This window comes from Burkholderia sp. Bp8984, from assembly GCF_003853755.1.
In the GTDB taxonomy this organism is placed as follows: domain Bacteria; phylum Pseudomonadota; class Gammaproteobacteria; order Burkholderiales; family Burkholderiaceae; genus Burkholderia.
The window spans coordinates 1-12,356 of record NZ_QTQN01000022.1 but is presented as its reverse complement, the minus strand read 5'-3'; the positions used below and the strand labels follow the sequence as shown (position 1 = coordinate 12,356).

The window sequence follows — 12,356 nt, the reverse complement described above, 5'->3', positions numbered from 1 at the left end:
CGCATTCGCTTCGACCCGCGCGCCGTCTCGACGGCCGAGCAACGCCGGGTTATCTGCAGGAGCGAACATCGTGCAACTTCGACTCACCACCGGCCGTGACTACCAGGACGACCTCACGGCGCTGCGCGACGCGATCCGCCAGAACGGCACGCGCGCGACGCGGCAAGCCGTCGACGTCGTGATCGGCGACGACACCGGCGCGCCGCGCGTGTCGCTGTTGTTGAACCTCGCGTGGCAAGCCGCGAAGAACGGCCCCGCCGTCGACGCGTCGCTGTACACGCTCGGCTTCGTCAGCCAGGGCGGCACCTTCGTATTCGACATCCGGCCGTTTCCGGGCGGCACGCCGGCCGGCGCGGCAGCGCTCGGCGGCGACGGTTCGTACGGCTGGCTCGGCTACGCGACCGATCCATTGCCGACGATCAATCCGAGCAACCTCCATCAGGCCGTGTGGACGCTGTCGAAACTCAAGCCGGCGGACGCATCGAAGCCCGCACCGTTCAAGCCCGATCTCACACGGCTCGTGATCGCGTTGTCCGAGGCGCTGCGCTTCGCGCGCACCGAGCATGCGATCGCCGGCCTGCTCGACGGCACGCTCGCGACCTACGCGCCGAACGACGATCGCACGGCCTGCTTCAACAACTGGGCGGCGAAGGGTTTCCCGCTCGGCGAGCCGGCCTGATGCCGGCGAAGGAGCCACTCATGTCTGGACTCGACTTCAACGCGTCGCTGCGCTGGGAAACGTTCGTACTGGGCCTGATCGCGAATGCCGGCGATACGCCACGCGCGGGCAAGCAGCAGACCGGCTGCGCACTGCCGATGTACGTGATTCCGTTCGCGCGGCTCGACGCGCCGCCCGAGTTGCGGGCGCTGATGTCCGAAATCGCCACGTCTGCGCGCGTCGTCGATCGCGGCACGCCCGGGCGCCACATCGGCGGCGACGTGCTCGGCGCGATGCGGCAGATCCACCAGAACGTGCCGCGCTACCTGCCGACCCTCATCTACGGCACGGCGACGGACCCCTTCGCCGGGCTCACCGAGCGCGCGAAGCTGTACGAACGCTATGCGGCCACGTTCAAGGCGAATTCGAACGGTCGCGGCGGCGGCGCGCAAACGACCGGCTACGTCGAATACACGGCCGGCACGAATGCGCTGTTCCGCGGCGGCAATCGCGCACGCATCGCGTTCGACTACGTGTTCGGCCGCCTGTACTTCTCACCGATCCACTACGAAGCCTGGGTGCCCGGCACGCTCGATCCGGGGCCCGGACAGACCGTCGCCAAGGTCATCGACGGGCCGTACGCGAACCCGTGGTTCTGGATCACCGACATCACGTCCGTTTGAAGCCGCGGCGGTGCGGCCTGAAGCGCCGCGCCGCCACCATCAAGGAAGAGGAAGCCATCATGAAACAGCCAGTCCGAATCGTTTCCGTGCGCTATTCATGCGACTGCAAACCCCTGCGTGCGCCCGACGAAGCGCTCGATGCGTATGCAGCGCGCGTGCAGGGGATCTTGTTCAATCACCTGAACGGTGCGCTGTCGAGCGCGTTCGAAGCCGTGCGGCGCGACGCGAAAGACGACGATGCACGCCGCGTCACGTTCGTCACCGCGCCCGAGTTCTACTGGAACGTGCCCTGGGACGCGCTGAACGACGTCGACGAACTCCATGCGATCGTCGACTTGCAGCTCGATCCCGTGCGGCGCGCGATCGGCGCGGTCGCCGATCGCTTTCCGGTGGATCAGTACGGGCCGATCGTGTTCCTGCCCGGTACCGTCGCGATGCTCGTCAAGCACGAGACGGCGGCCGACGTGCCCGATGACGGCGCGTTCGTCGGGCCGTACGTGTCGCTGAATTTCACGTTCGCGACGACCAATTTCCTGCCGCCGCTCGCGCGCGGCGAAGGGGGCGATGGTGACGGCGACGACGACGGAACGCGCCGCGCGGCGATCTGGCCGAAGCGGCATACGTCGTGGATCGACTACGGCGACTCGGTCGATGCGCTCGAGACGCCGCTCGCCCACACGTTCCAGCTCGGCGACGGCACGCTGGTCGAGGTGCTGAAGACGAGCGACGTGTCGCCGCAAAGCGCGACGGCCGACGCGCCGCCGTCGTCGCCGTATCAGGGCCCGCGCCTGTCGGACAGCTTCGACAATCGGCTCGGCGAAGCGCCGCCGTTCGGCATCGACATCTGCCTCGACTTCCTCGAATGGCGCGAGTATCCCGGCAACGACGTCAAGCCGCCGCATCTCGACGACGGCGCGCTCGTGCTCGACTTCGTGCTGTCGTACGGCGTGAATCCGACCGATGACGCGTTCGACGTGCCCGACTCGCTGCAATACATCGCGCACAACGACGGCCGCCGCCACAAGGAAGTCGTCGTGTTCGCGGTCGACCGCACGCAGACGCACTGGCAGCGGGTCGCCGAAGCGCCGTGCGTGCGCCACCTGTCGAGCGCGGAACGCGAACGCGTCGCAATCCACGCGTTCGACGTGGACGTGCCGGACGCGGACGGCGCACCGTGACATGGGCGCCCCCCGCTTCGGGCGCTGGCGCGCGCGGCCGGCGCTGCCGGAGCCGCCACGCGCGCCGGACGATCTCGCCGCGCAGCTGTGCGACGAATGCGAGGCGATGGCGCGTTATGCGCTCCATCACGGGCTGCCGATCGAGCCCGAACTCGTCGCGCGGCTCGCGGCGCTGATCGCGGCCGCCGCTTCGTCCAACCCGGCGGCCAACCCGGCGCCGGGCGCGTCGACCACCACGCCGCTGGCGCCCGCGCAGCAGCACGCGCTCGCGGCGATCCACCGCAAGCTCGCGACGCTCGTCGCGCCCGCGACGCCACAGGCCGTCACGCTGCTCGACATGCACCGGCGCCAGGCGCACCCGTTCGCGTGGCTCGGCCCGGTGCCGCTGATCCGGCTGCTGACCGGGTCGGCGCTCGGTTTCCTGCTCGCGGTCGTGCTGACGAGCCTGTCGCCGCATGTGTCGGGCGAGAACATCGAGCGCGGCTTCCTGCAATCCAACGGCGTGCAGCTGCTGTGGAACACCACCTTCCTGCTGTGCTGCGCGGGGCTCGGCGCGTCGTTCGCGACGCTGTTCCAGGCGCACCACTACGTCGCCGCCTCGACCTACGATCCGAAATACGACGCATCGTATGGCGCGCGGCTGATTCTCGGCGTGATCGCCGGCCTGATCATCGTCCAGATGCTGCCGGCCCAGCTGTTCGCGCAGGGCAGCATGCACAACTTCGGGCGGCCGGCGCTCGCGATGCTCGGCGGCTTCTCGGCGACGGCCGTGCATCGCGTGCTGCAAAGGCTCGTCGAGACGCTCGAGACGCTGGTGCAGGGCGACCGCTCGACCGACGTCGGCGCGGCGCTCGCCGCGAATCGCGCGCGCGCCGCCAGCGAACGCGCGCAGTGGCAGGGCGAACTGGCGGCCAACCTGCTCGATCTGCAGCAGTCGCTCGACGGCGCGGCATCCGCCGAGGCCGTCCGCGCGCGCCTCGCCGAATTCACGCGCGCGATGCTCGCGGCCCACCCCGCGCCGTCGGCCGCGGACGATCCGCTTCCGCCCGACGCGCCCCGGCAGTAGCGCGACGCGGCGCGGGCGCACCGTTGCCGCCGCAGCGCGAAACCCGCCTTCGCCCGCGGCACGCTCGCGTGCCGGCCCGATCGGTGCGCCCGTCTCACGCATCAACCGGGCGAATGGCACGCCGGCGCGAACGTGAAACCGGCCGGCTCGGACGGCACGTGGCGCGCGAGCCACAACGCCGCCTCCGTCCGGTTGCTCACGCCGATCTGGCGGAACAACGCGTACAGATGGTTCTTGATCGTGCCCTCCGCGACATTCAGTACACGGCAGATCTGCTTGTTCGACTTTCCTTCGGCCAGCAGCCGCAGCACCTCGCGCTGGCGCGGCGTGAGGCGCTCGAATGCGCGATCGTCGCCGGCCGGCACGCCGCCCGGGGGCGCCTGCGTCGCGCCGCCGTCGTTCGGCGGCACGTAGATCGCGCCGGCCGCGACGCGGCCGAGCGCATCCGCGAATTCGTCCGCGCTCGCGTGCCGGTCGATGATGCCGGCCGCCCCCGCCAGCAGCGCATCGGCAATCGTGCGGCGGCACACGGCGGCCACCACACACAGCCACGGCGCGCCGGCGAACGTCTCGTTCAGTACGCTCGGCCAGCTCGGCCGCGCGGCGTGCTCGCCGCATTCGATCGTGATCGCCTCGACCGTCCCGGGCAGCAACGCGTCGCGCAAGCGCAAGACGTCCTCGGGACGGCGGGCCGACCACACATGCCAGTCGACATCGCGTTTACACAGTACGTCCGCCACGCCCGCGACGAATAACGGCGGGCTATCGATCATCAGAACGTTCATTGCGCGGTTTCCTCGAAATCGGGATGCTCGGTTTAGGATTTTTTGCTTCCCTACCCGGCGTTTTTTTTACCGCTGTTTTACGCACCGCGCACTAGGCCCGTCGCTCCGTGACGAATGGCCTAATTCGTCCACGCCGCGCCCCGCCGCGCGTATCGATGCCCGCCGCGGGCCGGCCCGGGCCGCCGGACGTGACGGACGTCATATTTGGTAAACGTCTTCAATTTCCTAATGTGAATAACGACAGCGAATTTCCGTTGTCTTCAACACGAAGAGGAGTTTATTCATGGACGCGAATTTCATTGGCTCGGTGATTAACGCTTTACCCATGGACCAAATGATCGCCGGCCCGTTAAAGGCGATGATCAGCGCGCAGACGCAGGCCGCAAAGAGCTACGCGGATTTCCTGATGCAGGTCTGCATCCAGGGAGGCAAGGCCGTGGCCGTCCAGTTCGACTACGACGAGACGCTGGTGGACGAAAGCGGCGTGTCGAAAGGCGTCGTGCAGAAGACGATGCGCATCCCGCTGCTCGCGGCGATCGTCCATCCGATCATCGCGATCGAGGAAGGCACGATCGACTTCGAGATGGAGATCACGCAGTCGGAGAAGTCGTCGTCGTCGACCGAAGCCGGCGGCGAATTCCAGGCGAAGTTCGGCTGGGGGCCGATCAGCGTCAGCGTGTCCGGGCGCGTGTCGCACAAGGCGGAGCAGACGCGCAGCACCGACACGCGCGCGAAATACTCGATCCATACACAGGTGAAGCGCCAGTCGCCGCCCGAAGCGCTGATGCGCGTGATCGACTTCCTGACCGAGGCCGCGACCAAGCCGGTCGTCACCGAAGGCAACGCGAAGGACGTGAAGCCGCTGCCGGCGACGCCGACCGACGGCAAGCTGGTCGGGGATGCGTCGGGTGCCGGCGGCAAGGCGGCCGCGCCGGCCGGAGCCGATGCGGGCGCCCAGCAGCCGGCGCACGCGTAAGCGCGCGGACCGGCCATGTTCAGGCTCTTCAGACGGTCGCGTCGCGCGGGCGGCGGCGGGCACGACGACGCGGATGCGCGTCCGGGTGGCGGCACCGCCCGGCAGGAACCGGACGGGCCGGTCCCGCCGGCGGCCGGGGCGGTGGCAGGCCGTAGCGGCGCGGTCGCCGGCGCGGGCCCGGACGCGGTCGCCGGCACGGGCGACGCAGCGCCGGCGGCGGCAGGTGTCGATCCGGCGCGCCACGCGACGCCCGATGCCGCCGGCTGGCCGGCCGGCGCCGCGTCGGGCGTAAATGACGCCCCGGCCGCCGCGGCCGGCGCATCGACCGGCGGCTTGCCGCCCGCTGCGCCTGTGTCGCCCGCTCCGCCGACACCACCCGCTACGCCGACGCCGCCTACGCCACCCGCGCCGCCCACGCCACCGCCCGGCGCCCCGGCCGACGACGAACGCCCGCCGCCGCGCGGCATCGCGCTCGACGAGATCGCACGCGGGATGCAGCACGCGGCCGCCGCCGCGAACCAGTTGCTCGCGCACCAGTACACCGCCGTGCTCGACCAGTTCTTCGATCTGCGCGACGACGGCCTGCTCGCGCCGCGCGAGGTCACGGTCGCACTCGACGCGGAGCACACGATGCCGGTGCCGCTCGTCGCGCTCGCCACGCCGCGCGGGCTCGCGCTCGACCGGATGGTCGTGCACCTGACCGTGCGCGGCGACTTCACCGAGGCGCTGCCGGCCGGCGGCATCTCGGGCAACGACGACCAGCGCGGCCGCTTCTACGTGACGTTCGCGCCGCGCTCGGAGAAGAAGGACGCCGCGCCGGGCAGTGCGCGGCAGCGCGACACCGAGCACATCGACATCGAAATGCAGTTCGCGGCGCTGCCGCCGCCCGAAGCGATCATGCGCGTGATCGACGAATACACGCATCGCCTGGTGCCGCGCGCACGGCCGGGCAGCAAGGAGAACGACGATGGCGAACCAGCCTGAACGCACCGGCGAGCAAGGCATCGCGCTGATCAAGCAGTTCGAGGGGCTGCGGCTCGCACGCTATCTCGACGCGGTCGGCAAGCCGACGATCGGCTACGGGCACCTGATCCTGCCGAACGAGCGCTTCACGCGCCCGCTGACGCCGGCCGAAGCGGAGGCGCTGCTGCGGCATGACCTGCGCGGCGCCGAGCTGAACCTGCGCAAGCTGTTGCGCGTGCCGGTCACGCAGCAGCAGTTCGATGCGCTGATGTCGTTCGTCTTCAACCTCGGCGCCGGACGGCTGCGCTCGTCGACCTTGCTGCGCTACCTGAACGCCGGCGCGAGCGCGCGGGCGGCCGACCAGTTCCTCGTCTGGAACAAGGCCGGTGGCAAGCCGCTCGCTGGCCTCACGAAGCGCCGCCAGGCCGAGCGCGCGCTGTTTCTGTCGTGAGCGCCGTGACGCCGCACCGGCCGAACGTCACGGGTCGTCGTGCGTGTCGTTCGCGCCATTTCGCAGCGCGTCGGCTGCCCGTAAGCTGAAACCGTCGCTGAAGTCTTGCTGCATCCGTACCGTTACAACCCTTGCCATTCACCACTCGTCACGACAGGAGCCCCGCATGAACGTCACCCGCTCGCCCGGCCGCACGACGCTGCCCCGCACCACCCGCTCGCACGTAGTGCGCCGCGCGCTGGGCGCCGCTTGCGCCGCCGTCACCGCCACCGTTGCCGTTGCCGCCCTGGCTGCGCTCGCGCCGCACGCCGCGCTCGCCGCCCCCGCCGATCCGTTGCCCGCATACGGCGCCGACCTGCAGCGCACGTCGGTGTCGGGGCTGTCGTCCGGCGGCTTCATGGCCGCGCAGTTCGACGTCGCGTTCTCGAGCCGGCTGATCGGCGCGGGCATCGTCGCGGGCGGGCCGTTCTATTGCGCGGGCGCGAACGCGCTGATCCCGCCGGCGGTGGCCGCGACCACGCTGTGCATGCAGCCGATCGGCCCCGCGCCCTCCGCGGCCGACGCATGGCGCGCCGCGCGCACGTTCGCGCAGCGCGACGAGATCGACGATCCGGCCAACCTGCGCGGCCAACGCATCTACGTGTTCAGTGGGGCGAAGGATACGGTGGTGTTCACGCGCGTCGTCGACCAGACCGCGCGCTTCTACACACTCGCGCAGGTTCCGGCCGCGAACCTTCAGTATCGCCAATCGCAGGACGCCGGGCATGCGTTCATCACGAACCGCCCCGAGGACAACACATGCAGTGCGAACGCGAGCCCGTATATCGACAACTGCGGCTTTCAACAGGCGCACGACATCGTACGCTGGATCTACGGCACGCCCGACAAGCCGCTCAACGCGCCCGCCGCGCAGGCTGGCGGCAAGCTGCTGGCGTTCGACCAGCGCGCGTTCGATCCGCAGCGCCGCGCGTCGCTCGGCGATACGGGCTACGCGTACGTGCCGGCCGATTGCGAACGCGCGACCTGCGCGGTGCACGTGGTGTTCCACGGCTGCGTGCAGAACGTCGCGACCGTCGGCGAGCGGATGATTCGCGGCGTCGGCTACAACGAGATCGCCGACACGAACCGGCTGATCGTGCTGTATCCGCAGGTCGAGAAATCGGCCGTCAATCCGCTCGGCTGCTGGGATTTCTGGGGCTATACGAGCACCGATCCGCTCCAACCCGGCTTCTACCGCCGCGACGCGCCGCAGATGGCCGCCGTGATGCAAATGGTGCAGCGCCTCGGCGCCGCGCGTCGGTAATCCGCGTAGCGGCTGCCGTCGCGCCGTCATCGCCCCTTCTTCACGAGGAATCGCCATGTTCTCCACGTTCATCGCCCAATGGGAACGCGCGCACGCCGACGCGCTCCAGCTGTTCGGCAAGCTCGCCGCGCAGACGACCGGCACCGGCGGCACGTCCGCCAGCCCCGCGTGGCGCGCGTTCGCGCACACCGCGCTGCTCGCCGGCCATCGCTACACGGATGCATGCCAGGCCGCGACCGACGCATTGTGGCGCGGCCAGCTCGAACGGTTCGGGCTCGGCAGTTCGGCCGCCGCGGTCAAGGAGCTGGCGGCCCTGAACGCGGATCTCGCGACGCGCTTCACGCAGAGCCACCTCCAGCACGCGGGCGCGATGGCCGACGCGGCCGCGCAATACCTCGACGATCTCGGCCGCACGCGCGGCCCGGCCGATGCCGCGATGGCGCTCGGGCGCTTCGCCGGCGACCTGCAGGCGCAGGCGCGTGCGCATGCGCTGCACGTCGCGTCGCTCGCGAACGGCGTCGCGCCCGCGCTCGCGCAGTGGGCCGACCGCACGCTGCGCGACGAACGCGGCACGCCGGATGAGGAGCAAGCATCATGAACATCAAGCTCCGCTTCGTGAACCGCTCGAACGACTGCGGCAACAGCGAGGTCGTGCTGTTCCAGCGCGACGTGATCCCCGATCTGGATACGTTCGCGATCGCGTGGAAGGTGATCCGTTATTGCGGACACGACTGCTTCCATCCGTTCGACTACTCGACCGACATCGACGTCGCGCTCGGCGACGAGCACGGCAACTTCTCGCCGCGCGTCACGGCGCCCGCCGGCGTGCGCTTCGTGATCGACGCGCAGCCGACCGGACGCGGCCGGCTCGTGCCCGACCCGGCCGACGCGCCGGGCGGCGACATCGAAGTCGTCAATCGGCTGCGGCGCGGCGCCGTGAACGTCAACGCGTTCAGCGCGGGCCGGCTGATCGCGGTGAAGGAAGCGGTCGCGCCCGGGCAGAAGGCGGTGTTCCGCTTCACGCCGACGCTGTGGATCGGCGTGGCGTCGCAGATACAGGAAAGCCGCGCACTGCACGCGGCGGTGATGTCGAGCGCGAACACGATGCTGCCGCTGGCGGGCGTAGCCGCGGCCGACATCGTGATGACGGGCGGCGGCACCGGCACCGACGCGCAGCCGTTCGCGTTCGCGCTCGAACACATCGTGCGCGCGTAGTGCCGCCCGACACGGCTTGAACCGGCTTGACGGCACGGCTTCGCGGCCGGGCCGGCGGGAAAGGTGTGCGGCAGACCGACTGCCGTTTTTTCAAACTCAAGGAGCAACGACGTGGATATCCAACTGAACCTGATCAACCGCTCGAACGACGCCAACAACTCGAGCGTCGTGATCTTCCAGAAGAACGTGGCGACCGACTTCGACGAACTCGCGATCGCGTGGAAGGTGATCCGCAATTGCGGCCAGGGCGACAACCATCCGTTCAAGTTCCCGATGACGATGAGCGTGAGCGCGAGCGACAGCTGGGGCAACTACATGCCGCAGCAGGTCGCGGCGAACGGCCAGGTGTTCCAGGTCGTGCGCTCCAGCTCGGGCGACGTGCTGCAGCTCGGCGGCGACCCGGGCGCGAGCTCCGAGGTGCAGGTGCGCAACGACCTGCCGGCCGGTGCGATCAACGCGACGATCTACAAGGACGGCAACGCGCTCGCGCGCAAGACCTCCGTCGCGCCGGGCCAGAAGGCGGTGTTCCAGTTCAAGCCGACGATCTGGATCGGTGTCGCGTCGCAGATCGAACAGGGCGCGCTGATGAATTCCGCGGTGATCTCCGACATCAACACGGAACTGTCGCTGCTCGGCATCGCGAGCGCCGACATCGTGATGACCGGCGGCGGCCCCGGCCCGCGCTCGACGCCGTTCACGTTCCGGCTGGAAAACGTGGTGATGGCGTAACGGTCCGTGCGCCGGCGATGCACGGCCGGCGCCCGTTCAATCAGTTATCCGAATCGAATCAAGGTGACTCATGGACATCAATCTCAACTTCGTCAACCTGTCGAACGACGTCAACAACAGCCAGATCGTGATCTTCCAGAAGAACGTGTCGACGGACTTCGACGAGCTCGCGATCGCGTGGAAGGTCATCACCAACTGCGGGCGCGGCGACAACCATCCGTTCGTGTTCCCGTTGTTGACGACCGTCTCCGCGAGCGATGCCGACGGCAACTACATGCCGCAAAAGCGCGCGGACAATGGACAGGTCTTCAACGTGTCGCGCTCGACGTCGGGCAACGTGCTCGCGCTCGCCGGCCCCGCCCCGACGTCGCGCGAGATCCAGCTGCGCAACGACCTGAGCCAGGGAGCGATCACCGCGTCGGTCTTCAAGGACAACCGGTTGCTCGCGCACAAGACGGGGATCGTGCCGGGCCAGAAGGCCGTGTTCGAGTTCAAGCCGACGCTGTGGATCGGCACCGCGTCGCAGATCGAACAGGGCGCGGTGATGAATTCGGCCGTGCTGTCCGACATCAACACCGAACTGTCGCTGCTCGGCATCAAGAGCGCCGACATCGTGATGACGGGCGGCGGTGGCGGCACGACCGCGACCGCGTACCAGTTCCGGCTCGCGAACGTGGTGATGGGGTAAACGGCGCACGCGCGACGGCGCACGGGCGGCACCCGTCACGTCGTCGCGCGACCGCTCCGCGCGTGAATCAGCCCGCGCGCCGCACCGGCGCCATCTTCGAGAAATACTTCGCCCCGGCCACGCAGCCGACGACCACGACCGTCACGACGAGCATCGACGGCGGCACCGTCTCGTGCAGCAGCCCGGCCGCGAGCAGGAAACCGAAGAACGGCTGCAGCAGCTGCAACTGGCCGACGCCCGCGATCCCGCCGAGCGCGAGGCCGCGATACCAGAACACGAAGCCGATCAGCATGCTGAACAGCGACACGTATGCGAGCCCCCACAGCGCGGCGGCGTCGACGCCGTCGAACGTCGCGGGCCACGTGAACCACGTGAGCGGCAGCATCACCGGCAGCGACAGCACGAGCGCCCACGAGATCACCTGCCAGCCGCCGAGCTGGCGCGACAGTCGCGCGCCTTCCGCATAGCCGAGCCCGCACGCGACGATCGCGGCCAGCATCAGCGCATCGCCCGCCACCGACGCTCGACCGCCGTTGCGCAGCGCGAACGCGGCCACCGCGCCGCTGCCGACCAGCGAGAAGACCCAGAACGGCAGCCGCGGCCGTTCGCCGCCGCGCCAGACGCCGAACAGCGCGGTCGCGAGCGGCAGCAGCCCGACGAACACGATCGCATGCGCGGACGTCACGTGCTTGAGCGCGAGCGCGGTCAGCAGCGGAAAACCGACCACGACCCCGAGCGCGACGACGATGAGCGACGCGGTCTCGACACGCGTCGGCCGCTTCTGCTTCAGCGCGACGAGCAGGATCAGGCCGAGCACGCCGGCGATCGTCGCGCGCGCGAACGTGAGGAACAGCGGGTCGAGCCCCTGCACCGCGATGCGCGTCGCGGGCAGCGAGCCACTGAAGATGATCACGCCCAGCAGGCCGCTGAGCCATCCGTCGGTCGTCTTTTGCACGGGAAATCCTGGTCGGAACAAGGTGGATGACCGATGATCCGCCGCCCGCGAAAAGCGCGTAAGCTACAGCCCAATACAATTCTGACAAACTGTACTGGACAACCGGCCGTACAGTTCCCCCCGCCATGAGCCGTTCCCTGCAAGACCCTGCTCCGCCCGCGCCGTCGCGCACGCGCGTGGAAACCGTGATGGACACGCTGCGCGCGCGGATCGCGAGTCGCGCGCTGATGCCCGGCGCGCGCGTGCCGTCGATCCGGATGATGGCCGACGCGCTGCACGTGTCGAAATCGACCGTCGTCGATGCGTACGAGCGGCTCGCGAGCGAAGGCGTGCTCGTCGCACGGCGCGGCTCTGGCTTCTACGTGTCGGGCCACGCGCCGCCGCTCGCGCTCGCCGAACTCGGCCCGCGCCTCGATCGCGAACTCGATCCGCTGTGGCTGTCGCGCCAGGCGCTCGAGGCGGCGCCCGGCTCGGTGAAACCCGGTTGCGGCTGGCTGCCGTCGTCGTGGCTGCCGGACGAGAGCCTGCGACGTGCGCTGCGTGCGGTGTCGCGCGACGAACCCGACGCACTGACCGACTACGCGACACCGCTCGGGCTGCCCGCGTTGCGCCAGCAGCTCGCATGGCGGCTCGCGCAGCACGGCGTTCATGCGGAGCCCGCGCAGATCATGCTGACCGACGGCGGCACGCACGCGCTCGATCTCGT

Annotated in this window: 15 protein-coding genes; 13 read left to right on the top strand and 2 right to left on the bottom strand. The window is 69.6% G+C overall.

Features of this window, described 5'->3' with window-relative positions; genetic code table 11:
* Nucleotides 1–70: 70 nt before the first annotated feature.
* Genes DID98_RS21835 through DID98_RS21820 form a run of 4 tightly spaced genes read left to right on the top strand, consistent with a single transcriptional unit; the run spans nt 71 to nt 3,585 of the window.
* A complete protein-coding gene (locus tag DID98_RS21835; RefSeq protein ID WP_124522381.1) occupies nt 71–679 on the top strand; it encodes a ribosome-inactivating family protein in 609 nt (202 codons plus the stop codon).
* 20 nt (nt 680–699) lie between these two features.
* Nucleotides 700–1,341 (top strand): hypothetical protein, encoded by a 642-nt coding sequence (locus DID98_RS21830; RefSeq protein ID WP_124522383.1) that lies wholly within the window; start codon nt 700–702, stop codon nt 1,339–1,341.
* 59 nt (nt 1,342–1,400) lie between these two features.
* Complete coding sequence (locus DID98_RS21825; RefSeq protein WP_124522385.1) at nt 1,401–2,519, top strand: hypothetical protein; 1,119 nt, start codon at nt 1,401–1,403, stop codon at nt 2,517–2,519.
* 1 nt (nt 2,520) lies between these two features.
* Nucleotides 2,521–3,585: a hypothetical protein gene (locus tag DID98_RS21820; RefSeq protein ID WP_124522387.1), complete on the top strand. Its 1,065-nt coding sequence runs from the start codon at nt 2,521–2,523 to the stop codon at nt 3,583–3,585.
* Nucleotides 3,586–3,686: 101 nt separating this feature from the next.
* Here DID98_RS21820 and DID98_RS21815 read toward each other — a convergent pair whose 3' ends face one another.
* A complete protein-coding gene (locus DID98_RS21815; protein ID WP_124522389.1) occupies nt 3,687–4,370 on the bottom strand; it encodes a response regulator transcription factor in 684 nt (227 codons plus the stop codon).
* Nucleotides 4,371–4,653: 283 nt separating this feature from the next.
* Between DID98_RS21815 and DID98_RS21810 the strand changes: the two genes are divergently transcribed.
* The 8 genes from DID98_RS21810 to DID98_RS21775 all read left to right on the top strand — a co-directional run bounded on the left by DID98_RS21810 (nt 4,654) and on the right by DID98_RS21775 (nt 10,695).
* Complete coding sequence (locus tag DID98_RS21810) at nt 4,654–5,346, top strand: DUF2589 domain-containing protein (RefSeq protein ID WP_124485342.1); 693 nt, start codon at nt 4,654–4,656, stop codon at nt 5,344–5,346.
* A gap of 15 nt (nt 5,347–5,361) precedes the next feature.
* The gene (locus DID98_RS36340; RefSeq protein ID WP_260426315.1) at nt 5,362–6,330 is read left to right on the top strand and encodes a DUF2589 domain-containing protein; all 969 of its coding nucleotides are present in this window, start codon (nt 5,362–5,364) and stop codon (nt 6,328–6,330) included.
* A complete protein-coding gene (locus tag DID98_RS21800; protein ID WP_124522391.1) occupies nt 6,314–6,760 on the top strand; it encodes a lysozyme in 447 nt (148 codons plus the stop codon). Before DID98_RS36340 ends, DID98_RS21800 begins: the two co-directional genes overlap by 17 nt.
* A gap of 166 nt (nt 6,761–6,926) precedes the next feature.
* Nucleotides 6,927–8,063 carry a poly(3-hydroxybutyrate) depolymerase gene (locus DID98_RS21795; RefSeq protein ID WP_124522393.1) on the top strand — a complete coding sequence of 379 codons (1,137 nt, stop codon included), beginning with the start codon at nt 6,927–6,929 and terminating at the stop codon, nt 8,061–8,063.
* 55 nt (nt 8,064–8,118) lie between these two features.
* Nucleotides 8,119–8,661, top strand: a complete 543-nt coding sequence (locus tag DID98_RS21790; protein WP_044848968.1) for a hypothetical protein — start codon at nt 8,119–8,121, stop codon at nt 8,659–8,661.
* On the top strand, nt 8,658–9,278 hold the full coding sequence (locus tag DID98_RS21785) for a hypothetical protein (protein WP_124522395.1): 621 nt from the start codon (nt 8,658–8,660) through the stop codon (nt 9,276–9,278). The genes DID98_RS21790 and DID98_RS21785 overlap by 4 nt, the downstream gene beginning before the upstream one ends.
* 111 nt (nt 9,279–9,389) lie before the next feature.
* Nucleotides 9,390–10,007: a hypothetical protein gene (locus tag DID98_RS21780; protein ID WP_044848966.1), complete on the top strand. Its 618-nt coding sequence runs from the start codon at nt 9,390–9,392 to the stop codon at nt 10,005–10,007.
* Nucleotides 10,008–10,077: 70 nt separating this feature from the next.
* Complete coding sequence (locus DID98_RS21775) at nt 10,078–10,695, top strand: hypothetical protein (RefSeq protein ID WP_044848965.1); 618 nt, start codon at nt 10,078–10,080, stop codon at nt 10,693–10,695.
* A 67-nt stretch (nt 10,696–10,762) separates the two neighbouring features.
* On the opposite strand, the gene DID98_RS21770 is transcribed toward DID98_RS21775, so the two are convergent.
* Nucleotides 10,763–11,650, bottom strand: coding sequence for a DMT family transporter (locus DID98_RS21770; protein ID WP_124485338.1), 888 nt, complete (start codon nt 11,648–11,650; stop codon nt 10,763–10,765).
* A 125-nt stretch (nt 11,651–11,775) separates the two neighbouring features.
* Here DID98_RS21770 and DID98_RS21765 point away from each other — a divergent pair.
* On the top strand, nt 11,776–12,356 hold a 581-nt coding region (locus DID98_RS21765), incomplete at its 3' end, for a GntR family transcriptional regulator (RefSeq protein WP_124571413.1).